The organism is Roseateles depolymerans (assembly GCF_003387155.1).
Taxonomy (GTDB): domain Bacteria; phylum Pseudomonadota; class Gammaproteobacteria; order Burkholderiales; family Burkholderiaceae_C; genus Roseateles; species Roseateles depolymerans.
In genome coordinates, this window is record NZ_QUMT01000002.1 from 502,120 (window position 1) to 527,201 (window position 25,082).

General features: G+C 65.4%; 22 protein-coding genes. 20 read left to right on the top strand and 2 right to left on the bottom strand.

Translation table 11 applies throughout. From position 1 onward, the window contains the following. Positions 1-13: 13 nt before the first annotated feature. The 5 genes from surE (at position 14) to rlmD (ending at position 5,437) form a co-directional block, all read left to right on the top strand. Entirely contained in the window at positions 14-769 is a 756-nt protein-coding gene (gene surE, locus DES44_RS10235; RefSeq protein WP_058937372.1) for a 5'/3'-nucleotidase SurE, read from the top strand. Continuing rightward, entirely contained in the window at positions 766-1,596 is an 831-nt protein-coding gene (locus DES44_RS10240; RefSeq protein WP_058934845.1) for a protein-L-isoaspartate(D-aspartate) O-methyltransferase, read from the top strand. The genes surE and DES44_RS10240 overlap by 4 nt, the downstream gene beginning before the upstream one ends. 49 nt (positions 1,597-1,645) lie before the next feature. Further along, entirely contained in the window at positions 1,646-2,599 is a 954-nt protein-coding gene (locus DES44_RS10245) for a peptidoglycan DD-metalloendopeptidase family protein (protein ID WP_058934846.1), read from the top strand. Positions 2,600-3,047: 448 nt separating this feature from the next. After that, on the top strand, positions 3,048-4,019 hold the full coding sequence (rpoS, locus tag DES44_RS10250; RefSeq protein WP_083526030.1) for an RNA polymerase sigma factor RpoS: 972 nt from the start codon (positions 3,048-3,050) through the stop codon (positions 4,017-4,019). Positions 4,020-4,072: 53 nt separating this feature from the next. Continuing rightward, positions 4,073-5,437, top strand: a complete 1,365-nt coding sequence (rlmD, locus tag DES44_RS10255) for a 23S rRNA (uracil(1939)-C(5))-methyltransferase RlmD (RefSeq protein ID WP_058934847.1) — start codon at positions 4,073-4,075, stop codon at positions 5,435-5,437. 413 nt (positions 5,438-5,850) lie between these two features. Here rlmD and DES44_RS10260 read toward each other — a convergent pair whose 3' ends face one another. Continuing rightward, a complete protein-coding gene (locus tag DES44_RS10260) occupies positions 5,851-6,567 on the bottom strand; it encodes a Bax inhibitor-1/YccA family protein (RefSeq protein WP_058934848.1) in 717 nt (238 codons plus the stop codon). Between the two features lie 108 nt (positions 6,568-6,675). On the opposite strand from DES44_RS10260, the gene DES44_RS10265 reads away from it, so the two are divergent. The 5 genes from DES44_RS10265 to DES44_RS10285 all read left to right on the top strand — a co-directional run bounded on the left by DES44_RS10265 (position 6,676) and on the right by DES44_RS10285 (position 13,081). Then, complete coding sequence (locus DES44_RS10265; RefSeq protein ID WP_058934849.1) at positions 6,676-7,077, top strand: GlcG/HbpS family heme-binding protein; 402 nt, start codon at positions 6,676-6,678, stop codon at positions 7,075-7,077. A 567-nt stretch (positions 7,078-7,644) separates the two neighbouring features. Further along, a complete protein-coding gene (gene carA, locus DES44_RS10270) occupies positions 7,645-8,805 on the top strand; it encodes a glutamine-hydrolyzing carbamoyl-phosphate synthase small subunit (protein WP_058934850.1) in 1,161 nt (386 codons plus the stop codon). A gap of 12 nt (positions 8,806-8,817) precedes the next feature. Beyond that, positions 8,818-12,084 (top strand): carbamoyl-phosphate synthase large subunit, encoded by a 3,267-nt coding sequence (gene carB / locus DES44_RS10275; RefSeq protein WP_058934851.1) that lies wholly within the window; start codon positions 8,818-8,820, stop codon positions 12,082-12,084. Between the two features lie 83 nt (positions 12,085-12,167). Next, entirely contained in the window at positions 12,168-12,644 is a 477-nt protein-coding gene (gene greA, locus DES44_RS10280) for a transcription elongation factor GreA (protein WP_058934852.1), read from the top strand. Then, on the top strand, positions 12,644-13,081 hold the full coding sequence (locus DES44_RS10285) for a DUF4149 domain-containing protein (RefSeq protein WP_058934853.1): 438 nt from the start codon (positions 12,644-12,646) through the stop codon (positions 13,079-13,081). Before greA ends, DES44_RS10285 begins: the two co-directional genes overlap by 1 nt. 50 nt (positions 13,082-13,131) lie before the next feature. On the opposite strand, the gene yhbY is transcribed toward DES44_RS10285, so the two are convergent. After that, positions 13,132-13,608 (bottom strand): ribosome assembly RNA-binding protein YhbY, encoded by a 477-nt coding sequence (gene yhbY / locus DES44_RS10290; RefSeq protein ID WP_058937374.1) that lies wholly within the window; start codon positions 13,606-13,608, stop codon positions 13,132-13,134. A 235-nt stretch (positions 13,609-13,843) separates the two neighbouring features. Between yhbY and DES44_RS10295 the strand changes: the two genes are divergently transcribed. The 10 genes from DES44_RS10295 to phoB all read left to right on the top strand — a co-directional run bounded on the left by DES44_RS10295 (position 13,844) and on the right by phoB (position 25,082). Continuing rightward, positions 13,844-14,515: an RlmE family RNA methyltransferase gene (locus DES44_RS10295; RefSeq protein WP_058934854.1), complete on the top strand. Its 672-nt coding sequence runs from the start codon at positions 13,844-13,846 to the stop codon at positions 14,513-14,515. Positions 14,516-14,780: 265 nt separating this feature from the next. Continuing rightward, positions 14,781-16,685, top strand: coding sequence for an ATP-dependent zinc metalloprotease FtsH (gene ftsH / locus DES44_RS10300; RefSeq protein WP_058934855.1), 1,905 nt, complete (start codon positions 14,781-14,783; stop codon positions 16,683-16,685). A 135-nt stretch (positions 16,686-16,820) separates the two neighbouring features. After that, a complete protein-coding gene (folP, locus tag DES44_RS10305) occupies positions 16,821-17,669 on the top strand; it encodes a dihydropteroate synthase (protein ID WP_058934856.1) in 849 nt (282 codons plus the stop codon). A gap of 62 nt (positions 17,670-17,731) precedes the next feature. Then, positions 17,732-19,066: a phosphoglucosamine mutase gene (gene glmM, locus DES44_RS10310; protein ID WP_058934857.1), complete on the top strand. Its 1,335-nt coding sequence runs from the start codon at positions 17,732-17,734 to the stop codon at positions 19,064-19,066. 600 nt (positions 19,067-19,666) lie between these two features. Then, on the top strand, positions 19,667-20,701 hold the full coding sequence (pstS, locus tag DES44_RS10315; RefSeq protein WP_375137516.1) for a phosphate ABC transporter substrate-binding protein PstS: 1,035 nt from the start codon (positions 19,667-19,669) through the stop codon (positions 20,699-20,701). A gap of 156 nt (positions 20,702-20,857) precedes the next feature. After that, on the top strand, positions 20,858-21,874 hold the full coding sequence (gene pstC, locus DES44_RS10320) for a phosphate ABC transporter permease subunit PstC (protein ID WP_083526031.1): 1,017 nt from the start codon (positions 20,858-20,860) through the stop codon (positions 21,872-21,874). Beyond that, positions 21,871-22,731, top strand: coding sequence for a phosphate ABC transporter permease PstA (pstA, locus tag DES44_RS10325; RefSeq protein ID WP_058934860.1), 861 nt, complete (start codon positions 21,871-21,873; stop codon positions 22,729-22,731). The genes pstC and pstA overlap by 4 nt, the downstream gene beginning before the upstream one ends. A 65-nt stretch (positions 22,732-22,796) precedes the next feature. Continuing rightward, positions 22,797-23,582 (top strand): phosphate ABC transporter ATP-binding protein PstB, encoded by a 786-nt coding sequence (gene pstB / locus DES44_RS10330; protein ID WP_058934861.1) that lies wholly within the window; start codon positions 22,797-22,799, stop codon positions 23,580-23,582. 62 nt (positions 23,583-23,644) lie between these two features. Then, positions 23,645-24,352: a phosphate signaling complex protein PhoU gene (gene phoU, locus DES44_RS10335; RefSeq protein WP_058934862.1), complete on the top strand. Its 708-nt coding sequence runs from the start codon at positions 23,645-23,647 to the stop codon at positions 24,350-24,352. A 28-nt stretch (positions 24,353-24,380) separates the two neighbouring features. Further along, positions 24,381-25,082: a phosphate regulon transcriptional regulator PhoB gene (phoB, locus tag DES44_RS10340; RefSeq protein ID WP_058934863.1), complete on the top strand. Its 702-nt coding sequence runs from the start codon at positions 24,381-24,383 to the stop codon at positions 25,080-25,082.

Below are 25,082 nucleotides of genomic sequence, written 5' to 3' on the forward strand. Positions count from 1 at the left end.
TACAATGCGGTTCATGCGCATACTTATCGCCAACGACGACGGATACCTCGCCCCTGGTCTGCACGCGCTGGTGCGTGCCTGCGAAGGGCTGGGGCAGATTGAGGTCATTGCCCCTGAGCAAAATGCCAGCGGCACTTCGAATTCGCTGACGCTGACCCGACCGCTGTCGGTGTTCACCGCGGCCAACGGCTTCCGGTATGTCAACGGCACGCCGTCGGACTGCGTCCACCTGGCGCTGACCGGGCTGCTGGATTACCGGCCCGACCTGGTGCTCTCCGGCATCAACAACGGCGCCAACATGGGCGACGACACCCTGTATTCGGGCACCGTTGCGGCAGCCACCGAGGGCTACCTGTTCGGCATCCCGTCCATTGCGTTCTCGCAGGTCGAAAAGGGCTGGGGCCACCTGGATGCGGCCGCTGCCATGGCCCGCCAGCTGGTGCAAGAGGTGATCGCCGGCGGGCTGGGCCAGCCCTTCCTGCTGAGCGTGAACATTCCCAATCGTTCCGATGCTGCTCAACTGCCGCGTGAAGTCACCCGCCTGGGCCGCCGGCATGCCAGCGAAGCGACCATCCAGCAGCGCAGCCCGCGCGGCGAGATGATCTACTGGATCGGCCCGGCCGGCGATGCGCGCGAGGCCGGGGAGGGCACCGACTTCCACGCCACGGCCAGCGGCAAGGTCTCCATCACCCCGCTGCAGGTGGACCTGACCGAGCATGCCTCCCTGGGGGCCTGGCGCCAGCGCCTCAAGCTCAACGGCGCGGCATGAGTGACACCCCGCCGCGCGCCAAGCGGTTCCCGCTGTCGCTGCAACAGCTGGGCAGCACGCCCAAGCCTGGCGCCGCCGTGGCGCGTGAACCGCTGAAGCCGCAGGGGCACTGGCAGCAGGCGGCGGCCCTCAAGGCGCGCACGACGCCGCCCAGCGGCCTCGGGCTGGACTCGGCCGGCGTGCGCCAGCGCATGGTCCAGCGGCTGCGGATGGAAGGCTTGACCGATGAGCGGGTGCTCAATGCCCTGGCCACTGTGCCGCGGCACGAGTTCGTCGACACCGCCCTGGCCATCCAGGCCTACGAGGACACGAGCCTGCCCATTGGCCACGGCCAGACCATCTCCAAACCGTCGGTGGTGGGGCGCATGATTGCGCTGATGCTGGCGGCGCCGGGCGCGCAGGCCCGGGGCGACCTCGGCCGCGTGCTGGAGATCGGCACCGGCTGCGGTTATCAGGCGGCGCTGCTGATGCAGGTGGCACGCCAGGTGGTGTCGGTGGAGCGGCTCAAGCCGCTGCACGACAAGGCCCGTGGCCATCTGACCGGTTATTCGCGGGTACGCCTCGTGTGGGGCGACGGCATGCTCGGCCATGCGCCCTCGGCCCCTTACGACAGCATCATTTCAGCCGCCGGCGGGGACGACATCCCCCAGGCCTGGCTGGACCAGCTCGCCCCGGGTGGCCGCCTGGTGGCCCCGATGACCGCCCCCAGCGGCCGCGGCCAGGTGCTGGTGCTGATCGACCATGTGCGCGATGCGCAGGGTTCTCGCTTTGTGCGCAGCTTGCATGAGGCGGTCCTGTTCGTGCCCCTAAAATCGGGCGTCATGTAACGGGTCGACAGATCCGGATACAGCGTTCTGTAACGACAAACAAAAGCGCATGCAACATCTTCATCGTCTTCCGCTGGTAGGGGTCTCCGTGCTGTTGCTGGCGCTGGTCGGGTGTACCGTCACGCCGCACCGCGCGCCCGTGGAGGAACGCACCGTTGGCAAGCCGCCCGCGCCGACCACTTCGGCCCCGTCCCCGACGCCTGTGGCCGAGCCGCCCAAGCCGCTGCCGGGTGCCGAGAACGCCGGCAAGCCGGGCTACTACACCGTCAAGCCGGGGGACACGCTCATCCGCATTGCGCTGGACAACGGCCAGTCCTGGCGCGAACTGGCGCGCTGGAACGGCATGGACAATCCCAACATCATCGAAGTGGGACAGGTGTTGCGTGTGGTGCCGCCGGGTGTCGATCCCACCTCGGTGACCACCCGTCCGCTGGCGTCCACCCGCGTGGACAGCCGTCCGCTGGATGCCAAGGGTGCGGCATCGGGGGCTGCATCAGGGGCTGGGTCTGGCGCCACCTCCGCAGCCACCACCACGGGCAACGGCGCCTCGGCGCCGGCTACCAGCGCATTGCCGTCCAGCGGCCCCACGGGCGTGGTGGCTTCGGCTCCCACGGCGCCTGTCATCAAGGACGATGACGACATCAGCTGGGGCTGGCCCGCCTCCGGTCAGGTCCTAGCAGGCTTTGACGAAGTCCGCAACAAGGGCTTGGCCTTTGCCGGCAAAGCCGGCGATCCCGTCTTCGCCGCCGCCGATGGCCGCGTGATGTACGCGGGTGCGGGCTTGCGCGGATACGGCAACATGATCATCATCAAGCACAGCACGAACTATCTGACGGCTTACGCTCACAACCAGACCTTGCTCGTGAAGGAAGATCAGGTGGTGCGCAAGGGTCAGAAGATCGCTGAGATGGGTGATACCGACACGGACCGGGTCAAGCTGCACTTCGAGGTGCGCAAGCAGGGCAAGCCAATCGACCCTGCCAAGCTGTTGCCCAACCGTTAGCAGGCGCTGAAGGAGGCGCCGCGACATGAGTCAACGCGCCGCCTCACGGGATGGGCATGACTTGCCCAACCGGTCTCCAGGCCAGGAAGCTGGCCGTTATGGATTGCCGCCTTCGCTGGCGGCCCGCCCGCCCGCCGTGATGGAAGGGGCGCTGGCGAAGGATGTCCCTCACATCCACGACATGTCGCCGCCCGAAGAGGCGGTGGCAGACTCGCCGACGGACGAAGAGCCCGACCAAGCCGATGGATTCGACGGATCTGACGGGTCGGTGGATTCCGTGCATTACGCAGATTCGGCCGATCCCGCCGATGCTGCCGGCGTCACCGAGGCAGCTGACTTCGACCCGGACGATGTCGCCGTGGAATTGCTCGAGGTGGGTGATGACGCCGCGGTCGATCTGCCAGTGGTGGTCGATGACGCTGACCTGCTGCTCGTGGCGGAAGCCGAAATGGAAGTGGCGGTGGGTGTCTCTGGCGCGGAAGCTGGGGACGGTGGGGAGGCTGATGCGCCTGACGCCCCGGAAGAAGGCCGGGCCAGCCAGCCGCTGCTCGCGCCCATGGAAGGGGGCGATCTCGGCAATGCCTTGCAGGCCTATCTGCGCGACATCCGCCGCACGCCGCTGCTGACCCCGCAACAGGAATTCGAGACGGCCACCCGGGCACGCGCCGGCGACTTCGAAGCCCGCCAGGCCATGATCGAGCACAACCTGCGCCTGGTGGTGAGCATCGCCAAGAACTACCTGGGCCGCGGCCTGCCGATGAGCGACTTGATCGAGGAGGGCAACCTCGGCTTGATGCATGCCATCGGCAAGTTCGAGCCCGAACGCGGCTTTCGTTTCTCGACCTACGCCAGCTGGTGGATCCGACAGGCGGTGGAGCGGGCGCTGATGCATCAGGCGCGGCTGGTGCGGCTGCCGGTGCACATCGTGCGGGAGCTGAATCAGGTGCTGAAGGCACGGCGCTCGCTGGAGGCGTTGTCTGCGGGGCAGGGCGGTGAGTCGCAGGTGCGGGACGAGGATGTGGCCCGCGCACTGGGCCGGCCGGTGGAGGAAATCGCCGCCTTGCTCGCCTATGCGGAGTTGCCGAGTTCCCTGGACTCGCCGGTGGATCGCAACGGGGAGGGCAGCGAATCGATGCTGGATCTCGTGGCCGATGAACAGGCGATGGATCCGGCGGGGCTGCGTCTCACGCATGAGCTGGAGGGGCTGCTCAAGGCGGGGCTGGCCTCGCTCAGCGAGCGCGAGCGGGAGGTGCTGGCCGGGCGTTATGGGCTGGCCGACCGTGAGCCGGAAACCCTGGACGTGCTGGCTGTGCGGCTGGGGCTGACGCGGGAGCGCATCCGGCAGATCCAGATCGAGGCGCAGGCCAAGCTCAAGCGCAACATGCTGCGGCAGGGCATCAACCGCGATTCCATCTTCTGACTTCGCCTCGCGGCCCGGCATGCCGACGTGCCCATGCCAGATAATGCGCGGTTATGACTGATGTTTCGGAATGGCTGAAGGTCGAATCGCTGGACCTTGAAGCGCAGGGCGTGGCCCACAACAGCGAAGGCAAGGTCGTTTTCATCGAGGGCGCGCTGCCCGGTGAAGAGGTGCAGGTCAGCGTCGGCCGCAAGAAGAACAACTGGGAGCAGGCGGCCCTGGTGGCCATGCGCCGTGAGAGTTCGCAGCGGGTGCGGCCGGTCTGTCCGCACTTTGGGCTGCATGCCGGCGCCTGTGGCGGCTGCAAGATGCAGCATCTGCATCCGGGCGCGCAGGTGGCGGTGAAGCAGCGGGTGCTGGAGGACAACCTCTGGCACCTGGGCAAGGTGAAGGCGGAATCGCTGCTGCGGCCCATCGAGGGTCCGGCGACGGGCTATCGATACCGGGCGCGGCTGTCGGTGCGCTACGTGCCGAAGAAGGGGCATGTGCTGGTGGGTTTCCACGAGCGCAAGAGCCGCTACATCGCCGACATGCAGGTCTGCAAGGTGCTGCCGCCGCAGGTCAGCGACATGCTGATGCCACTGCGGGCGCTGGTGGGGTCGATGGATGCGCGGGACCGCCTGCCGCAAATCGAGCTGGCCATTGGTGACAGCAATGGCGTGCAGGTGATTGCGCTGGTGCTGCGCCACCTGGAGCCGCTGAGTGCAGGGGATGTGGCCAAGCTGCGCGCCTTTGCTGCCGAATACGGCGTGCAATGGTGGCTGCAGCCCAAGGGTCCGGAGACGGTGCACCTGCTGGACGAAGGCGGGCCGGAGTTGGCCTACACCCTGCCGGAGTTTGGGGTGGTGATGCCTTTCAAGCCCACCGACTTCACTCAGGTGAATCACCACATCAACACGGTGCTGGTGGGGCGCGCGCTGCGCCTGCTGGGTGTGCAGCCGCAGGAGCGGGTGATTGACTGGTTCTGCGGGCTGGGCAACTTCACGCTGCCGCTGGCGACGCAGGCGCGTGAGGTGCTGGGCATCGAGGGGAGCGAGGCGCTGGTGCAGCGGTCCCGGGAGAATGCGCAGCGCAATGGGCTGAGCCACAAGGCGTCGTTTGTGGCGCGCAACCTGTTCGAGATGACGCCGCAGCTGTTGGCGGCGGATGGGGTGGCGGACCGCTGGCTGATCGACCCGCCGCGAGAGGGTGCTTTTGCGCTGTCCAAGGCGTTGGCGGACCTGGTGCAGGACCCATCGCTGGCGCCGGGCTGGACCCCTCCGAAGCGGATTGTGTATGTCTCCTGCAATCCGGCCACGCTGGCGCGAGACGCCGGTCTGCTGGTGAACGTGGCGGGCTACCGCTGCGTGGGCGCCGGCGCCGTCAACATGTTCCCCCACACCGCCCACGTCGAATCCATCGCAGTGTTCACTAGGTAACCCCCCTACGCGCTACGCGCGCCCCCCAAGGGGGGCAGTCGGAGCCCGGCAAAGCCGGATCTCCAGACTCTGCTGGGGGCGGGTGGCAGCGCGACCGTCGCGGCAGGACAAACCGAGCGGCCACCCTTGGTCAGGTGGGGTGGCGCGTGTGGCGCGTATGGCGCGGGTGGTGGTTTGGATGGACGAAAAAAATGGGCCCGAGGGCCCATTTGTTTTTTCGGCGGACTGCTCTCGTAGAAAACAGTCAGTGCTGCGATAAGCGCCTTCCCGTTGCGCACGGAAAATCAAGGGTGGCCGCTGGCTGGATGCTGCCGAGACAGTCTCCCTGCCACCCGCCCCCAGCGAAGGCTGGAGATCCGGCTTTGCCGGGCTCCGCCTTGCCCCCTGGGGGGCGCGCGCAGCGCGTAGGGAGGTTAGTCCCTGTCCCCGCCGAAGATGCCGAGGAGGGAGAGGAGGGCCTGGAAGACGTTGTAGATGTCCAGGTACAGGGCCAGCGTCGCGCTGATGTAGTTGGTCTCGCCGCCGTCCAGAATCCGCTTGACGTCCACCAGCATGAAGGCCGAGAACACGCCCAGCACGCCCACCAGCATCGTCAGCATCAGCGCCGACGATTGCAGGAAGATGTTGGCAATGCCCGCGATCATCAGAATGACAGCGCCCACGAACAGAAACTTGGCCAGGCCCGACAGGTCACGCTTGACCACCGTGGCCAGCGAAGCCATCGCCAGGAAAATGGCGGCCGTGCCACCGAACGCGGTCATGATCAGCGACGGACCGTTCGACAGGCCCAGCACCGCACCCACCAGGCGCGACAGCATCAGCCCCATGAAGAAGGTGAAGCCCATCAGGAAGGCCACGCCCCAGCCCGAGTTCTTGTTCTTCTCCACCAGGAACATCAGGCCAATGGCGCCCACGAAGAACACCAGGCTGGTCAAACCATGCCGCATGCCTTCGAACAAGTGCGTCTGGACGCCCAGCCAGGCCCCCAGCACCGTCGGCACCAGCGACAGCGCCAGCAGCAGATACGTGTTGCGCAGCACCCGCTGACGGTCGACCGCCAGAGAGCCACCATACCCCCCGAACGAGCCGGGTTGCGAGCCGGGTTGGTTTTGCAGACCTTGGTTGTTCATACGAACCTCCATGAAAAAGAAACTGTCCTGATTGTAGGGCGGGGTTGCAGAGTGCGCCGCCACCTTGGCTAAAGTGGCAGCTTCCCCATTGACCCTTACCTTACCACCATGAAGCAAAAGCCCTACCTGAGTCTGGAAGACGTCAAGCGCATCGCTGCCGCCGCAGAGGCCGAAGCCGCAAAGCACCAGTGGGCCGTGACCATCGCCATCGTGGATGACGGCGGCCACCTGCTGTGGCTCCAGCGTCAGGACGGCGCCGCCGCCAGCTCCGCCGTCATCGCCCCCGCCAAGGCCAAGGTCGCCGCCATGGGGCGCCGCGAGTCCAAGGTGTATGAAGACATCGTCAACAACGGCCGCGCCGCCTTCCTCAGCGTGCCCCTCGAAGGCCTGCTCGAAGGCGGTGTGCCCGTCATGGTGGATGGTCACTGTGTGGGCGCCGTGGGCGTCAGCGGCGTGAAGTCCGCCGAGGATGCGCAAGTGGCGAAGGCAGGCATCGCCGCATTGGGTTGATCGGCCGCGCTGCAGGCGAACGATGAGGGCGATGGAGGGGCGGTTGGCCGCCTGCCATCCCCGTCGTCACGTCTGCCGTGGCTGGCTTGCCGGCGCGCCGCCGTGCAAAGCTTGGGTTGCATCGCGCCTTTGCACCACCGTGCTGCATGGTGCGTCGCAGCGCGCCCAGCTCACCTCATCCGTTTGCGCAAATCTGGTCAGTACATACCCTGGCAGGCTATACTTAGCAGGTTTACCCGCAACCTACCGCGCCTCGCACACTTCACCCCTCGCAAGGAATCACTCTTTCCCGATTGACCTTTAAGTAGCCCGACTTCGAGCAGCCGACCTTCGCGCCGCAACCTGTCTTTCGCCACTTCTTGATCGGTCCTCCTGAATTGCCCGCAGCCTGCAGCCTACCGCGCCCATCCAGGGAGCCAAGGCGCCTGCACAGGGTCCAGGAAGTCCCCAGGACATGCCGAAGAAGTACCCAAGCGGTACCAGGACCCCAGCGCCAACGTCACTGACTCCATGGGCTACCGCGAGGCTGGAGCAGAGCTGGGCGCGCGCACAACAACGGAGTTACCCGTGCTGCCCGATCTGCTTTCCTCCCCCCCAGCGATCCTCGCCCTGGCAGACGGCACGGTCTTCAAGGGTTCCGCGCTCGGCGCTGCCGGCCGGACCGTCGGTGAAGTGGTGTTCAACACCTCGCTCACCGGCTACCAAGAAATTCTCACGGACCCCAGCTACTGCCGCCAGATCGTCACCCTGACGTATCCGCACATCGGCAACTACGGGATCAATGATGAGGACGTCGAGGCCACGAAGATCCATGCCGCAGGCCTGATCATCAAGGAAGCCCCGGTCCTTGATTCCAACTTCCGCAAGACGCGATCGCTGCGCCAGTACCTGCAGGACGAAGGCACGGTCGCCATCGCAGACATCGACACCCGCCGCCTCACCCGCGTGCTGCGTGAAAAGGGCGCCCAGAACGGTTGCATCCTGGCCCTGCAGGCAGGCGAGCAGATCACCGATGCGCTGATCGCCGAAGCCATCGCGCTGGCCCAGGGCGCGCCCAGCATGGCCGGCCTGGACCTGGCCAAGGTCGTCAGCCGCACCGAGCGCGAGACCTGGACCCAGACCGAGTGGACCCTGGGCAAGGGCTACGGCGACCAGACCGCGCCCCGTTTCCACGTGGTGGCCTACGACTTCGGCGTGAAGAGCAACATCCTGCGCATGCTGGCCTCGCGCGGCTGCCGCATCACCATCGTGCCGGCCCAGACGCCGGCCTCCGAGGTCTTCGACCTGGAACCCGATGGTGTCTTCCTCTCCAACGGCCCCGGCGATCCGGAACCCTGCGACTACGCCATCAAGGCCACGGCCCAGCTGATCGAAGCCGGCATTCCCACCTTCGGCATCTGCCTGGGGCACCAGATCATGGCCCTGGCCTCCGGCGCCAAGACCTTCAAGATGAAGTTCGGCCACCACGGCGCGAACCATCCGGTCAAGGACCTGGACAACGGCCGCGTCAGCATCACCAGCCAGAACCACGGCTTCGCAGTGGATCCCGAATCGCTGCCGGCCAACCTGCGCGCCACCCATGTGAGCCTGTTCGACGGCACGCTGCAAGGCCTGGCCCGCACCGACAAGCCGGCGTTCTGCTTCCAGGGTCACCCGGAAGCCAGCCCCGGCCCGCATGACATTTCCTATCTGTTCGACCGCTTCATCGGTCTGATGTCCAAGGCCTGATGGAGACCCGCAATGCCAAAACGTTCTGACATTCAAAGCATCCTGATCATCGGCGCGGGCCCGATCATCATCGGCCAGGCCTGCGAGTTCGACTACTCCGGCGCCCAGGCCTGCAAGGCCCTCCGCGAAGAAGGCTACAAGGTCATTCTGGTCAACAGCAATCCTGCGACCATCATGACCGACCCCGACACGGCCGATGTCACCTACATCGAGCCCATCACCTGGCAGGTGGTCGAGAAGATCATCGCCAAGGAGCGCCCGGACGCCATCCTGCCCACCATGGGCGGCCAGACCGCACTGAACTGCGCGCTCGACCTGCACAAGCATGGCGTGCTGGAGAAGTACAAGGTCGAGATGATCGGCGCGAACGAGAAGGCCATCGAGAAGGCGGAAGACCGCCTGAAGTTCAAGGACGCGATGACCAAGATCGGCCTGGACTCAGCCAAGTCCGGCATCGCGCATTCGATGGAAGAAGCCTGGGCGGTGCAAAAGCGCATCCAGGCCGACATCGGCGGCAGCGGCTTCCCCATGGTCATCCGCCCCAGCTTCACGCTGGGCGGCACCGGCGGCGGCATCGCCTACAACCCGGAAGAATTCGAAGAGATCTGCAAGCGCGGTCTGGACCTGTCCCCGACCAATGAGCTGCTGATCGAAGAGTCGCTGATCGGCTGGAAGGAATACGAGATGGAAGTGGTCCGCGACAAGGCGGACAACTGCATCATCGTCTGCTCGATCGAGAACCTGGACCCGATGGGCATCCACACCGGGGACTCCATCACCGTGGCCCCCGCGCAGACGCTGACCGACAAGGAATACCAGCTGCTGCGCAATGCCTCCATCGCCATCCTGCGCGAGATCGGCGTGGACACCGGCGGCTCGAACGTGCAGTTCTCGATCAATCCGGAAAACGGCCGGATGATCGTGATCGAGATGAACCCGCGTGTGTCCCGGTCGTCGGCCCTGGCGTCCAAGGCCACCGGCTTCCCGATCGCCAAGATCGCCGCCAAGCTGGCAGTGGGCTATACGCTGGACGAGCTGCGTAACGACATCACCGGCGGCATCACCCCGGCCTCGTTCGAGCCCAGCATCGACTACGTGGTCACCAAGATCCCGCGTTTTGCCTTCGAGAAGTTCCCGATGGCCGACTCGCGCCTGACGACGCAGATGAAGTCGGTCGGTGAAGTGATGGCCATGGGCCGCAGCTTCCAGGAGTCGTTCCAGAAGGCCCTGCGAGGCCTGGAAACCGGCATCGACGGCCTGACCGAGCGCAGCAGCGACCGCGAGGAAATCATCCAGGAAATCGGCGAGCCCGGCCCGGAGCGCATCCTCTTCCTGGGCGACGCCTTCCGCGTCGGCATGACGCTGGATGAGGTCTACGAAGAGACGGCCGTGGACCCCTGGTTCCTGGCCCAGATCGAGCAGCTGATCAAGATCGAGCAGAGCCTCAAGGGCCGCACGCTGGCGTCGCTCAGCGCCGACGAGCTGCGTCTGCTCAAGAAGAAGGGCTTCTCGGACAAGCGCCTGGCCAAGCTGCTGGGCACGAACCAGCATGAGGTCCGCCAGACCCGCCACGCGCTGAATGTGCGTCCGGTCTACAAGCGGGTGGACACCTGCGCCGCCGAATTCGCGACGCAGACGGCCTACATGTACTCCACCTATGACGAGGAGTGCGAAGCCAACCCGACCGACAAGAAGAAGATCATGGTGCTGGGCGGTGGTCCGAACCGGATCGGTCAGGGCATCGAGTTCGACTACTGCTGCGTCCATGCCGCCCTCGCCATGCGCGAAGACGGCTACGAGACCATCATGGTCAACTGCAACCCCGAGACCGTCTCGACCGACTACGACACCTCCGACCGCCTCTACTTCGAGCCGGTGACGCTGGAAGACGTGCTGGAAATCGTGGCCAAGGAAAAGCCGGTCGGCGTGATCGTGCAGTACGGCGGCCAGACCCCGCTGAAGCTGGCGCTGGACCTGGAAGCCAATGGCGTGCCCATCATCGGCACCACGCCCGATTCCATCGACATGGCCGAGGACCGCGAGCGCTTCCAGCAACTGCTGCACAAGCTGGGCCTGAAGCAGCCGCCCAACCGCACCGCCCGCAATGAAGAGCAGGCCGTGGCGCTGGCCAACGAGATCGGCTACCCGCTGGTGGTGCGCCCCAGCTACGTGCTGGGCGGCCGCGCGATGGAAATCGTGCACGGCGACAAGGACCTGGAGCGCTACATGCGCGAAGCGGTGCGGGTCTCCGAGAAGTCTCCGGTGCTGCTGGACCGCTTCCTGGAAGACGCCGTGGAAGTGGACGTCGATTGCATCTGCGACGGCGAGGACGTCATGATGGGCGGCATCATGGAACACGTCGAGGCAGCCGGTATCCACTCCGGCGACTCGGCCTGCTCGCTGCCGCCCTACACGCTGTCCAAGGAACTGCAGGAAGAGCTGCGCCGCCAGACGGCCGCCATGGCCCGAGCGCTGAAGGTGATCGGCCTGATGAACGTGCAGTTCGCCATCCAGGGCGATGTGACCAAGGGCCTGGCCGACAACACGGTGTACGTGCTGGAAGTGAACCCGCGTGCGTCCCGCACCGTGCCGTTCGTCTCCAAGGCCACCAGCCAGCCGCTGGCCAAGATCGCCGCGCGCTGCATGGCCGGCACCAAGCTCAAGGACCAGAAGGCCGCAGGCGGCAAGCCGCCGGTGGAAATCCAGCCGCCGTACTACTCGGTCAAGGAAGCCGTGTTCCCGTTCAACAAGTTCCCTGGCGTGGACCCGATCCTCAGCCCGGAAATGCGTTCGACCGGTGAAGTCATGGGGGCCGGCCGCACCTTCGGCGAAGCCATGCTCAAGAGCCAGCTGGGCGCAGGTTCGCGCCTGCCGCGCCAGGGCAACGTGCTGATCACCGTCAAGAACGGCGACAAGGACCGTGCCGTGGTGCTGGCCCGCGACCTCGTGGCCCTGGGCTTTGGCGTGGTGGCCACCAAGGGTACGGCTGCGGCGATTGCCGACGCCGGCATTCCGGTGAAGGTGGTCAACAAGGTCAAGGACGGCCGTCCGCACATCGTGGACATGATCAAGGGCGGCGACATCCAGCTGGTGTTCACCACCGTGGATGAGACCCGCGCCGCGATCGCCGACAGCCGCCACATCCGCCAGGCTGCCCTGGCCAACCGCGTGACCTACTACACCACCATGGCCGGCTGCGAAGCCGCCGCGGAGGGCATGAAGCATCGCGACGGTCTACTGGTGCAATCGCTGCAGGAACTGCACGCCGAACTGCATTAAACTGGTGATATCCATTCCGCCGCCGCTGCTCAGCGTCCCTGAGCGGCAGCGGCGGTTTGTTTTGTAATTTCTAGGTTCTACACATGGCCACGATCCCCCTGACCAAGCGCGGCGCTGAAAAGCTGAAGGAAGAACTGCATCGACTCAAGACGGTCGAGCGTCATGCCGTGATCAACGCCATCTCCGAGGCGCGCGCGCAAGGCGACCTGTCCGAGAACGCGGAATATGAAGCGGCCAAGGACAAGCAAGGCTTCATCGAAGGCCGCATCCTCGAGATCGAAGGCAAGCTGGCGGCCGCGCAGGTGATCGACCCGTCCGAGCTGGACGCGGGCGGCCGCGTGGTCTTTGGCACCACCGTGGATCTGGAAGAAGAGGAAAGCGGCGCCGCCGTCACCTACCAGATCGTGGGCGACGACGAAGCCGACCTGAAGCAGGGCCTGATCTCGATCAGCTCGCCCATTGCACGCGCCCTGATCGGCAAGGAAGCCGGTGATGTGGCCGAGGTGCAAGCCCCGGGCGGCATCAAGCGCTACGAGATCGTCGACGTCCGGTACCTGTGATGCTGGCGCGGGCGAGGGCGCTGCTGGCGGCGCTGTGGGCCGGTGAGCTGCTCACCGTGGCCTGGCTCGCCGCGCCCAATGCCTTTGCCACGCTGGAGCGGACGCAGGCCGGCCTGTATGTGGGCCGCCTCTTCGAGATGGACGCCCGCATCGCGCTGGCGGCCGGCGTGCTGCTGGTGATGATGGAGCGGCGCCTGCATCGCGACGGGCAGAGCGCCGGCTCGGCCATGGGCTGGGCCCTGGTGCTGCCGCTGGTGGCGCTGTTTCTCACCGTGCTGGGCTATTACGGCCTGCAGCCGCTGATGGAGTCGGCCAAGCAAGGGCAGGGGTCCTGGACCTTCCTGCAACTGCATGCGGTGTCCATGGCGCTGTTTGGCCTGAGGATGGTGGCGGTGGTGGTGCTGGCCTGGCGGGTGATGCCGCGCAGCAAGCCCTGAAAAAAAAGGACGGTCAGTGACCGTCCTTTTTTCTTGGTGGGCCCGATCGCTCAGGAAACGCTGGTCTTCTTGACGCTGGTCTGGCGCGGCTTCTTGGCGCGCTTGATTTCGCCGCCCTGGGTCACGCGCTGGTTGCCCAGCACTTGCACCTTCTTGATCTGCGGGCGGTTGTTGCCGCTCTTGGAGAACTTGACGATCTTGACCGTCTTCGGGGCGGGACGGGCGTCCTCACGCACCGCCTTTTCCTTCTCCGGCATCGGGCGCCACAGCACCAGCAGCTTGCCGATGTGCTGGATGGGGGCCGCGTCGAGTTCTTCGGCCAGAGTGGCCAGGATGGATTCGCGACCGTCCCGGTCGTCGGACATCACACGCACCTTGATCAGGCCGTGGGCCTTCAGGGCGGCGTCCACTTCCTTGGTCACGGCCGGGGTCAGGCCGTCGGCGCCGATCATCACCACCGGATCCAGATGGTGGGCGTCGGCGCGTTTTTCCTTGCGCTGGGCAGGAGTCAGTTGAATAGCAGGCATGATGCGCATTATCCGTGAGTGGCGGCTTTTCCGTGCGGTGACAAGCCGCGGCAAGGACAGAGCGGGTCACTCAGGTCGTCGTGTCGTGACAACAGGGCAGGGCGCCGGCTCTGGCGCACCCGTCCCAAGCCTTGCCCAAGCTCGCCATTGGCGCCAGGGACATTCAGGCAAAATCGCTGTCCGTTGCTCCGGCGCCGACCTGCGCGCCTGCAATTCCCGCATTGACTCCCCCCTCATGAAAATCGACACCAAAAGCAAGAAGGTCAACAAGGCGTGGCTGAATCAGCACGTGAATGACCCCTACGTCCGGCTCGCCCAGAAAGAGGGGTTTCGGTCCCGCGCCGCCTACAAGCTCAAGGAAATCGATGAGGAATTCCAGCTGATCCGTCCCGGTCAGGTGGTGGTGGACCTGGGGGCTTCGCCCGGCGCCTGGAGCCAATACCTGCGCCGCCGCTTCGCCCCGAAAGAGGCGGGCGTGGGCGGGGCGGCCGCGGGGCAGCTCAATGGCCGCATCATCGCCCTGGACCTGCTGGAGTTCGAGCCCATCGAGGGCGTCGAATTCATCCAGGGGGATTTCCGGGAAGACGAGGTGCTGGCCCAGCTGGAAGCCTCACTGGGCGGCGCGCCGGTGGACCTGGTGGTGTCGGACATGGCGCCCAACCTCTCCGGCATTGCCGCCACGGACGCGGCCCGCATTGCCCACCTGATCGAGCTGGCGCTGGATTTCTCCGCCCGCCACCTCAAGCCTGAAGGCGCCCTGGTGGCCAAGGTGTTTCACGGTGCGGGGTACGATGAGCTGGTCAAGGCCTTCAAGGACCAGTTTCGCAAGGTCAAAACCGCCAAACCCAAGGCCTCGAGAGATAAATCGTCAGAAAACTTTCTGGTGGGCATTGGCCTGAAACGCTAGGCTTCGCCCGGCAGTGCGGCACATTCAGGGACAAAGCCCACAAAAAACTGGCGAAATCGGCCCCAAACCCTGATGAGATCGACGCAAAGGCCTCGAATCAGTGCCACCGGGGGCCGGTGAACATGGCAATATCTATCAGCGGACATGGAATTGCCAATCAGGGGTGGGGACTTGACTGTCCTAGAATCAACCCCATGTACCGTCCAAGTCCTGCGCCTCGGAAGTTCGTCGTGGCTGCAGGGGACGGAAAGATGAAGGAGTCGCGGTGAACAATCAGTGGTTCTCGAAAGTGGCTGTATGGATGGTGATCGCCCTTGTGCTGTTCACCGTCTTCAAGCAGTTTGATCGCAGCGCAACGCAGGGGAATCAGGTCGCTTACTCCGACTTCCTCGACGATGTGCGTGCCAAGCGCATCAAGCAGGTCACCCTGCAGGAAGGGTCCAGCGGCACGGAAATCGTGGCGGTCAACTCGGAAGGCGCCAAGGTGCGCACCACGGCCACCTACCTGGACCGTGGTCTGATCGGTGACCTGATCAACAACGGCGTCAAGTTCGACGTCAAGCCGCGCGAAGAGCCGTCGGTCCTGATGGGCATCCTGCTCAGCTGGGGCCCGATGCTGCTGCTCATCGCCGTCTGGGTGTACTTCATGCGCCAGATGCAGGGCGGCGGCAAGGGCGGCGCCTTCAGCTTCGGCAAGTCCAAGGCGCGCATGCTGGACGAAGCCAACAACTCAACCACCTTTGCGGACGTCGCCGGTTGCGACGAAGCCAAGGAAGAGGTCAAGGAGCTGGTGGACTTCCTGAAGGACCCGCAGAAGTTCCAGAAGCTGGGCGGTCGCATTCCCCGCGGCGTGCTGCTGGTCGGCCCTCCCGGGACCGGCAAGACGCTGCTGGCCAAGGCCATCGCTGGCGAAGCCAAGGTGCCGTTCTTCACGATTTCCGGTTCTGACTTCGTGGAAATGTTCGTCGGCGTGGGCGCAGCCCGGGTCCGCGATATGTTCGAGCAGGCCAAGAAGAGCGCCCCCTGCATCATCTTCGTGGACGAAATCGACGCGGTCGGTCGTCACCGCGGCGCAGGCCTGGGCGGCGGCAACGACGAGCGCGAGCAGACCCTCAACCAGATGCTGGTGGAGATGGACGGCTTCGACACCAACCTCGGTGTGATCGTCATGGCCGCCACCAACCGTCCGGACATCCTGGACCCGGCCCTGCTGCGTCCCGGCCGTTTCGACCGCCAGGTCTACGTCACGCTGCCGGATGTGCGCGGCCGTGAGCAGATCCTGAATGTGCACATGCGCAAGGTGCCGGTGGGGCAGGACGTCCGTGCCGACATCCTGGCCCGTGGCACGCCCGGTTTCTCTGGTGCCGATCTGGCCAACCTGGTCAACGAAGCCGCCCTGTTTGCCGCCCGCCGCAATGGCCGCGTGGTGGACATGCAGGACTTCGAAAAGGCCAAGGACAAGATCATGATGGGCCCCGAGCGCAAGTCCATGGTCATGCCCGAGGAAGAGCGCAAGAACACCGCCTATCACGAAGCCGGCCATGCGCTGGTGGCGCGTCTGCTGCCCAAGACCGACCCGGTCCACAAGGTCACCGTCATCCCGCGTGGTCGTGCCCTGGGCGTGACGATGCAGCTGCCGGAAGGCGACCGCTACAGCATGGACAAGGAGCGCATGCTCTCGACCATCTCGGTGCTGTTCGGCGGCCGTATCGCGGAAGAGGTGTTCATGAACCAGATGACCACCGGCGCCAGCAACGACTTCGAGCGCGCCACCGCCATCGCCCGTGACATGGTCACCCGCTACGGCATGACCGACGAGCTGGGCCCGATGGTCTATGCCGACAATGAAGGTGAAGTCTTCCTGGGCCGCTCGGTCACGAAGACGACCAACATGTCGGAAGAGACCATGCGCAAGGTCGACAACGAGATCCGCAAGATCATCGACGACCAGTACAGCACGGCTCGCCGCCTGATCGAGGAGAACAAGGACAAGATGCACGCCATGGCGACGGCGCTGCTCGAATGGGAAACCATCGACGCCGAGCAGATCGACGACATCATGGAAGGCCGTCCTCCCCGTCCTCCGAAGGACTGGACCCCGCCCACCAACAAGCCCGACAACGGCGGCACGCCCGCGGTGACCACGGGCGGTGCGCACGCAGCGGCTTGACCCTGACCCGAGATCACGCATCCCGGATGCGTTAATCTCTCAAGGCCGGTTCTGATGAACCGGCCTTTTTCTTTTGGCGACTGTGGGGTGGAAGGCCGCCCGGCACCGTCGGCCTGTCTCGAATGGTCCCGTCCTATGAGTGCTCGTCAGATCTGGAAAACCACCCGCTTCGACCTGGATCTGTCGGAGCGTCCGCTGGTCATGGGCATCGTCAACGTCACGCCCGATTCGTTCTCGGACGGCGGGCTGCATGACGACCCCGCCCGGGCCATCGATTTCTGCGAGCGGCTGCTGGGAGAAGACGTCGACATCCTGGACCTGGGTGCCGAGTCCACCCGTCCCGGCGCGCCCAAGGTCAGCGCCGACGAGGAATGGCATCGGCTGGAGCCGGTGCTGCGGGCCGCGCTGAGCCTGGGGGTTCCGGTCTCGGTGGACACCAGCAAGACCGAGGTCATGCGGCGGGCGCTGGATCTGGGCGTGGACATCATCAATGACGTGATGGCCCTGCGGGACGAGGGCGCGGAGGCGCTGCTGGCCGGTCATGGCTCCGCCGGCATCTGCCTGATGCACATGCGCGGCGACCCCACCACCATGCAGCAGCAGGCGCTCTACACCGACGTCGTGGCCGAAGTGCGCGATTTCCTCCAGCAGCGGCTGGACAGCCTCGCCGCGCACGGCGTGGCCTTCGATCGCATCACGCTCGATCCCGGCTATGGGTTTGCGAAGACGGCAGAGCAGAACATCGCGCTGCAGCAGCGCCAGGCGGAACTGCTGTCGCTGGGGCGTCCGCTGCTGGTGGGATGGTCCCGCAAGAGCACGCTGGGCGCGATTACCGGCCGCGCGGTGGACGAGCGCCTGAGCGCCAGCGTGGCGGCGGCACTGGCCACGGTGGCACAGGGCGCACGGGTGGTGCGCGTGCACGATGTCGCTGCGACGGTGGACGCGCTGAAGGTCTGGCAGGCCTTCGTCAGACCAACGGCCTGAAAACCGCCGTCCGCATCGGCGACAATGACGGTTCACGATCGAACAGTCAGAGGTTGCTCCCTATGAGCCGGAAGTATTTCGGTACCGATGGAATCCGCGGTACGGTGGGCCAGACCCCCATCACCCCCGATTTCATGCTGCAGCTGGGCCATGCGGTCGGGCGTGTGCTCAAGCGGAGCTATGCCAAGCCCAGCGTGCTGATCGGCAAGGACACCCGCATCTCCGGCTACATGCTCGAGTCGGCCCTGGAGGCCGGTTTTGCATCGGCCGGCGTGAACGTGCTGCTGACCGGGCCGCTGCCCACGCCGGGCGTGGCCTATCTCACCCGCGCGCTGCGCCAGCATCTGGGCGTGGTGATTTCCGCGTCCCACAATCCTTTTGCGGACAACGGCATCAAGTTCTTCTCCGCCAAGGGCGAGAAGCTGCCGGACGCCTGGGAGCTGGATGTGGAGGCGGTGCTGGAAGAGTCCCCCGTCTGGGTCGATTCCGCCAGCCTGGGCCGGGCGCGTCGCCTGGATGACGCCCAGGGCCGGTACATCGAATTCTGCAAGGCCAGTTTCAGCACTGACCTGAGCCTGCGCGGCATGAAGCTGGTGGTGGACGCGGCCAATGGCGCGGCCTATCAGGTGGCGCCGTCGGTCTTCCATGAGCTGGGCGCCGAAGTCATCTCCATCGGCACCAAGCCGGACGGCTTCAACATCAACGACAAGGTCGGCGCCACCGCACCGCAAGCCCTGGTGGCGGCGGTGAAGGAGCACGGCGCCGATTACGGCGTCGCGCTGGACGGTGATGCCGACCGACTGCAGATGGTGGACGCCCAGGGGCGGCTGTTCAACGGGGACGAGCTGCTGTTTGTCATGGTGGCCGACCGCCTCGCCCGCGGCGAGCGCGTGCCCGGTGCGGTCGGAACGCTGATGACCAACATGGCGGTGGAACTGGCGCTGCGCCAGCGTGATGTGGAATTCGTCCGCGCCAAGGTCGGCGACCGTTATGTGCTGGAAGAGCTGGCGAATCGCGGCTGGCAACTGGGCGGGGAGGGCTCCGGCCACCTGCTGGCCCTGGACAAGCACACCACCGGCGACGGCATCGTCAGCAGCCTGCTGGTGCTGGAAGCCATTGCCCGCAGCGGTCGCCCGCTGGCCGACCTGCTGGAAGGCGTGACGCTGTTCCCGCAGACGCTGATCAACGTCCGCCTGCAGGCCGACCAGCAGGACTGGAAGGCGAATCCGGCGCTGGCCCGGACCGAAGCGGAAGTCACCGCCGAGCTGGGCGACCGGGGACGGGTGCTGATCCGCAAGTCCGGCACCGAGCCGCTGCTGCGCGTGATGGTGGAAGCCAGCGACGCCGATCTGGCCCGCCGCTGCGCGGAGCGCTTGGTCGAAGCCGTCAAGGGCTGAGCGAAAAAGCCGCAAGGCCTGGGTCCCGCACATCCGCCGGGACCTTGAACAGCTCCATCAAAAAAAAGCGCCGGGCATGACCCGGCGCAATCGCATTGATGTTCTGGTGTTCGAGTTGTTGTTGGTGCCGGTCCTGGCGCGGGCAGCATTTGCGTGCTGCCCGTCCGAGCGGTGAAGCCTTTCTGCCTCATCCACGCGTGATTTCCGCGCTATCTCCCTTCGTCCGTCTGAACGATTCCCGCTGACCGATAGCTTAAAAAGCCAAGATGACAGCCGGGTGAATCGAATATGACAGCCAGCGATGAGGGTGCAGCGCCGCCAGACAAAGGCGGCCGTGCAACCTCCCGGCTGTGTGCCCCGCGCGGCGCCTGGCTCTTTCGGGCGGGTCCGCCGCCGGCCATCCGCGCCGCCGGCCCGTTGCCGCGGGCTGCCGGTTTGTGAGAAAGTGCGCGAAGGCCGCACGCCACCCGCCCGTCTGGGCGTATTTCGCCACACTGTGCGGCTTCCCTCGGAACTGTCATAGTCGTCACTGTTGTGTCACATTCGGTTCATACCATCCGTTCCGTTCGCCAACAAACCTAGCGATAGGACTGAATGACCATGAATCAACTCCGTGCTGGCCTGCTGTTCGCCGCTTGCGCTACCGTGTTCTCGGTGGCCCAGGCCCAGGAAGTGACCGGTGCAGGTGCCTCCTTCCCGGCGCCCGTGTACACCAAGTGGGCTGACGCCTACAACAAGGCCACTGGCGTTCGCATCAACTACCAATCGGTGGGTTCCGGTGCCGGCATCAAGCAGATCCAGGCCAAGACGGTGGACTTCGGCGCGTCCGACGCTCCGCTGAAGGACGACCAACTGGCCAAGGACGGCCTGATCCAGTTCCCGACCGTCATCGGCGGCGTGGTGCCGGTGGTGAACATCCCCGGCGTGAAGCCCGGCCAGATCAAGCTGAACGGCCAGGTGCTGGGCGACATCTACCTGGGCAAGATCACCAAGTGGAATGACGCGGCCATCACCGCGCTGAACGCTGGCGTGTCCCTGCCGGACGCTCCCATCGCCGTGGTTCGCCGCGCCGACGGTTCGGGCACCAGCTTCCTGTTCACCAACTACCTGTCGAAGGTGAACGCCGAGTGGAAGTCCAAGGTGGGCGAGGGCACGTCGGTGAACTGGCCGGCCGGTGTGGGCGGCAAGGGCAACGAAGGGGTCGCCTCTTACGTGAGCCGTCTGCAGAACTCGATCGGCTACGTCGAATACGCCTACGTCAAGCAAAACAAGATGACCTACGTTCTGCTCAAGAACGCTGACGGTCAGATCGTCAGCCCGAGCGACGACGCCTTTAAGGCCGCTGCGGCCGGCGCCAAGTGGAACGAATCGTTCTACCAAGTGCTGACCGAACAGCCGGGCAAGGAAAGCTGGCCCATCACCGGCGCCACCTTCATCCTGATGCACAAGCAGCAGGACAAGGCCGACACCGCCAAGGCCGCGCTGAAGTTCTTCGACTGGGCCTACACCCAAGGCGACAAGATGGCTGATGACCTGGACTACGTGGCCCTGCCGGCCAGCGTGAAGGACCTGATCCGCAAGCAGTGGGCGGACAACCTGAAGGACGGTTCCGGCAAGGCGATCAGCCTGAAGTAATCCGGCACCCCTGAGTGCAGCCCGGTGTCCTCCAACGGTCACCGGGCTTTTGCACAAGGGGCGACCGGAGCGCAGCGCGCCGCACCGGCAGCGCTGCGCGACAAGAGAAGCATCCAGAAGCATCCAGAAGCAACCAGCGGAGGCCCCGTGGCCGCAATACTTCCAGCCAACTCCATCGACCGTCAGCGTGGCGATGAGCGCGTCAAGCCCCAGGGCCGACCGCCCGCGCGGCGTCGCGTCGCCCCCTGGGCGGACACTGTTTTCTCCTTCCTGGCCCACGCGGCGGCCTGGCTGACGCTGGCCATGCTGGCCGGCATCATCCTGTCGCTGCTGATGGGCGCCGCGCCGGCCATCAAGCAGTACGGGCTGGGCTTCCTGGTGAGCAGTGACTGGGATCCGGTGCAGGAGAAGTTCGGCGGCCTGGCCATGATCTACGGCACGCTGGTGACCTCCTTCCTGGCGCTGGTGATCGCGGTGCCGGTGAGCTTCGGCATTGCGCTGTTCCTCACCGAGCTGGCCCCGAGCTGGCTGCGCCGCCCGCTGGGCATTGCCATCGAGCTGCTGGCCGCCGTGCCGTCCATCGTCTACGGCATGTGGGGCCTGTTCGTCTTCGGCCCGCTGCTGGCCAAGTATGTCCAGGCGCCCCTGCAGGGCCTGCTGACGGGCGTGCCGGTGCTGGGCGCGCTGGTGTCCGGCCCCCCGGTGGGCCTGGGCATCCTGTCGGCCGGCATCATCCTGGCCATCATGATCATTCCCTTCATCGCCTCGGTCATGCGCGACGTCTTCGAAGTGACGCCGGCGATGCTGAAGGAATCCGCCTACGGGCTGGGTTCGACCACCTGGGAAGTGGTCTGGCGCGTGGTGCTGCCCTACACCAAGACCGGTGTCATCGGCGGCATCATGCTGGGCCTGGGCCGCGCCCTGGGCGAAACCATGGCCGTCACCTTCGTGATCGGCAATGCCAGCCAGCTGACCTCGCTGTCGCTGTTTGAAGCGGCCAACACCATCACCTCGGTGCTGGCCAATGAATTCGGGGAATCGGGTCCGGGCAGCCTGCATCAGGCGTCGCTGCTGTACCTGGCCCTGGTGCTGTTCTTCATCACTTTCGTGGTGCTGGCCTTCTCCAAGGTGCTGCTGAACAGGCTCAAGAAGAACGAAGGGACCCGCACATGAGCGCGACCTCCACCGGCCGTCTGGCCATGTACAACAAGCGCCGCCGCATCAACATCGTGGCGCTGACGCTGTCGATGGGCGCCATGTCGCTCGGTCTGATCTGGCTGGTCTGGATCCTGTTCGAGACCATCACGCAGGGCGTGGGCGGTCTGAGCTGGGCCACCTTCACCCAGATGACCCCGCCGCCCAATTCGGACGAGGGCGGTCTGGCCAATGCCATCTTCGGCTCGCTGATGATGGTCTGCCTGGCCACGGTGATCGGCACGCCCATCGGTGTGTTGTCGGGGGTCTATCTGGCGGAGTACGGCCAGAAGACCTGGCTGGGCAACAGCGTGCGTTTCATCAACGACATCCTGCTGTCGGCGCCCTCCATCGTGATCGGCCTGTTCGTCTACAGCCTGATCGTGATGCGCTTTCGCGGCTTCTCCGGCTGGGCCGGTGTGGTGGCACTGGCGCTGATCGTCATCCCGGTGGTCATCCGCACCACCGAGAACATGCTGAACCTGGTGCCCAGCGCCCTGCGTGAAGCCGCCTATGCCCTGGGCACGCCCAAGTGGAAGGTCATCATGACGGTGACGCTCAAGGCGGCCCGTGCCGGTGTGCTGACCGGTGTGCTGCTGGCCCTGGCCCGCGTTTCCGGCGAAACCGCACCGCTGCTGCTGACCGCCTTCAACAACCGCTTCTGGTCGACCGACCTCACCGGCCCGATGGCCAACCTGCCCAAGGTGATCTTCGACTTCGCCATGAGCCCCTACGAGAACTGGCGACAGCTCGCCTGGGCGGCGGTCTTCATCATCACCGTCGGCGTGCTGTTGCTCAACATCGCCGCGCGGGTGCTGTTCAAGAACAAACATTGAGGCGGGTGTCCGCACCGCTGACGCGAGACCCCCAACTGTCCCAACGAATTCAAAAGGCCCTGATCATGGACGCCAAAGTCGATATGCCGGTGACCGAGCGCGCAAAGCTCTCGGTGAAGAACCTGAACTTCTATTACGGCAGCTTCCACGCGCTGAAGAACATCAATCTGGACATTCCGGAGAACAAGGTGACCGCCTTCATCGGTCCCTCGGGCTGCGGCAAGTCCACGCTGCTGCGCACGCTCAACCGGATGTTCGAGCTGTATCCGGAGCAGCGGGCGGAAGGCCAGATCCTGCTGGACGGGGAGGACATCCTCTCCAGCAAGGAAGACGTGTCGCTGATCCGTGCCAAGGTGGGCATGGTGTTCCAGAAGCCGACGCCGTTCCCGATGTCCATCTACGACAACATCGCCTTCGGCGTGCGTCTCTTCGAAACCCTCTCCCGCGTGGAGATGGACGAGCGGGTGGAATGGGCGCTGAAGAAGGCCGCCCTGTGGAACGAGGTCAAGGACAAGCTGAACCAGAGTGGTTCCGGCCTGTCCGGCGGTCAGCAGCAGCGTCTGTGCATTGCCCGCGGCATTGCCATCAAGCCTGAAGTGCTGCTGCTGGACGAACCCTGCTCGGCGCTGGACCCGATCTCCACCGGCAAGATCGAAGAGCTGATCCACGAGCTCAAGCACGACTACACCGTGGCCATCGTGACCCACAACATGCAGCAGGCGGCCCGCTGCTCGGACTACACCGCCTACATGTACCTGGGCGACCTGATCGAGTTTGGCCCGACCGCCGAGCTCTTCATGAAGCCCAAGCGCAAGGACACCGAGGACTACATCACCGGCCGTTTCGGCTGAGACCCCGGCCGGAGCTCTTTGAGCGCACACTGCCGCGACGCTCCACACGATAGGAGAATTCCATGACAGACAAGCATCTCTCCACCCAATTCGACGCCGAACTCAGCGGCATCTCCACCCGCGTGCTCGAAATGGGAGGCTTGGTGGAATCCCAGGTGGCCCAGGCCATCGAAGCCCTGGGCACCTTCAGCGGCGAGATCGCCAGCCATGTGCTCAAACAGGAAGAGCTGGTCAACACGATGGAAGTGGAGATCGACCGCGACCTCTCCACCATCATTGCCCGTCGCCAGCCCACGGCCCGGGACCTGCGCCTGTTGATCGCCGTCTCCAAGACCATCGCCAACCTGGAGCGCGTCGGGGACGAAGCCGCCCGCATCGCCCGCACGGTGCAGCGCCTGATCAACACTGGCGTGTCCAGCCGTCTGCGCCTGCCGATGGCCGACCTGTCCTACGAGGCCGAACTGGCCACCGCCTCGCTGCGCAAGGCCCTGGACGCCTTCGCCCGCCTGGACGTGGACCGTGCGCTGGAAGTGCTCAAGCAGGACGACCAGATCGATAAGGAATTCGACGGCCTGATGCGCAAGCTCATCACCTACATGATGGAAGACCCGCGCACCATTTCCTCGAGCATCGACCTGGTGTTCGTGGCCAAGGCCATCGAGCGGGTGGGCGACCATGCCAAGAACCTGGCCGAGGTCATCATCTATGTGGTCAAGGGGACCGACGTGCGTCACAACACGCCGGATGCCGTTGAAAACATGGTGCGTTGAGCGCAGTGAAGAAGAAGGGGACCTGCGAATGAGCCGTATCCTGGTCGTGGAAGACGAATCGGCAATTGCCGAGCTGATCTCCATCAATCTGCGTCATGCCGGTTTCGAGGTCACGCTCGCGGCCAATGCCGAACAGGCGCAACTGGAAGTGGACCGGGTCTTGCCGGACCTCGTGGTGCTGGACTGGATGCTGCCCGGCCAGTCCGGCATCGGCCTGGCGCGCGCCTGGCGCGGTGCCACCCGCACCCGCGAGCTGCCCATCATCATGCTGACCGCTCGTGCGGAAGAGGCGGACAAGGTGTCCGGCCTGGATGCCGGCGCGGACGACTACCTGACCAAGCCGTTCTCCACCAATGAACTGCTGGCCCGCATCCGCGCGGTGCTGCGCCGCAAGGCGCCCGAGGCGCTGGATTCGGCGGTGGACGTGGGCGGCTTGGTGCTGGACCCGGGCACCCGGCGCGTGAGCCGTGACGGTGTCGAGGTCAAGCTCGGCCCGACCGAATTCCGCCTGCTGCATTTCTTCATGACCCATCCGGAGCGGGTGCACAGCCGCTCGCAGCTGCTGGACCGGGTCTGGGGCGACCATGTCTTCATCGAAGAGCGCACCGTGGACGTTCATGTGAAGCGCCTGCGCGAGGCGCTGGAGAAGGTCCAGTGCCAGCGCATGATCGAAACGGTGCGGGGCGCCGGTTACCGCCTGACTCAGCAAAGCAGCGCGCTGTCCGCCTGA

Bases quoted from the DNA above. Each gene is read 5' to 3' on its own strand.
- surE (WP_058937372.1), top strand. From the start codon at position 14: ATGCGCATACTTATCGCCAACGACGACGGATACCTCGCCCCTGGTCTG.
- DES44_RS10240 (WP_058934845.1), top strand. From the start codon at position 766: ATGAGTGACACCCCGCCGCGCGCCAAGCGGTTCCCGCTGTCGCTGCAA.
- DES44_RS10245 (WP_058934846.1), top strand. From the start codon at position 1,646: ATGCAACATCTTCATCGTCTTCCGCTGGTAGGGGTCTCCGTGCTGTTG.
- rpoS (WP_083526030.1), top strand. From the start codon at position 3,048: ATGGAAGTGGCGGTGGGTGTCTCTGGCGCGGAAGCTGGGGACGGTGGG.
- rlmD (WP_058934847.1), top strand. From the start codon at position 4,073: ATGACTGATGTTTCGGAATGGCTGAAGGTCGAATCGCTGGACCTTGAA.
- DES44_RS10260 (WP_058934848.1), bottom strand. From the start codon at position 6,567: ATGAACAACCAAGGTCTGCAAAACCAACCCGGCTCGCAACCCGGCTCG.
- DES44_RS10265 (WP_058934849.1), top strand. From the start codon at position 6,676: ATGAAGCAAAAGCCCTACCTGAGTCTGGAAGACGTCAAGCGCATCGCT.
- carB (WP_058934851.1), top strand. From the start codon at position 8,818: ATGCCAAAACGTTCTGACATTCAAAGCATCCTGATCATCGGCGCGGGC.
- greA (WP_058934852.1), top strand. From the start codon at position 12,168: ATGGCCACGATCCCCCTGACCAAGCGCGGCGCTGAAAAGCTGAAGGAA.
- DES44_RS10285 (WP_058934853.1), top strand. From the start codon at position 12,644: ATGCTGGCGCGGGCGAGGGCGCTGCTGGCGGCGCTGTGGGCCGGTGAG.
- yhbY (WP_058937374.1), bottom strand. From the start codon at position 13,608: ATGCCTGCTATTCAACTGACTCCTGCCCAGCGCAAGGAAAAACGCGCC.
- DES44_RS10295 (WP_058934854.1), top strand. From the start codon at position 13,844: ATGAAAATCGACACCAAAAGCAAGAAGGTCAACAAGGCGTGGCTGAAT.
- folP (WP_058934856.1), top strand. From the start codon at position 16,821: ATGAGTGCTCGTCAGATCTGGAAAACCACCCGCTTCGACCTGGATCTG.
- glmM (WP_058934857.1), top strand. From the start codon at position 17,732: ATGAGCCGGAAGTATTTCGGTACCGATGGAATCCGCGGTACGGTGGGC.
- pstS (WP_375137516.1), top strand. From the start codon at position 19,667: ATGAATCAACTCCGTGCTGGCCTGCTGTTCGCCGCTTGCGCTACCGTG.
- pstA (WP_058934860.1), top strand. From the start codon at position 21,871: ATGAGCGCGACCTCCACCGGCCGTCTGGCCATGTACAACAAGCGCCGC.
- pstB (WP_058934861.1), top strand. From the start codon at position 22,797: ATGGACGCCAAAGTCGATATGCCGGTGACCGAGCGCGCAAAGCTCTCG.
- phoU (WP_058934862.1), top strand. From the start codon at position 23,645: ATGACAGACAAGCATCTCTCCACCCAATTCGACGCCGAACTCAGCGGC.
- phoB (WP_058934863.1), top strand. From the start codon at position 24,381: ATGAGCCGTATCCTGGTCGTGGAAGACGAATCGGCAATTGCCGAGCTG.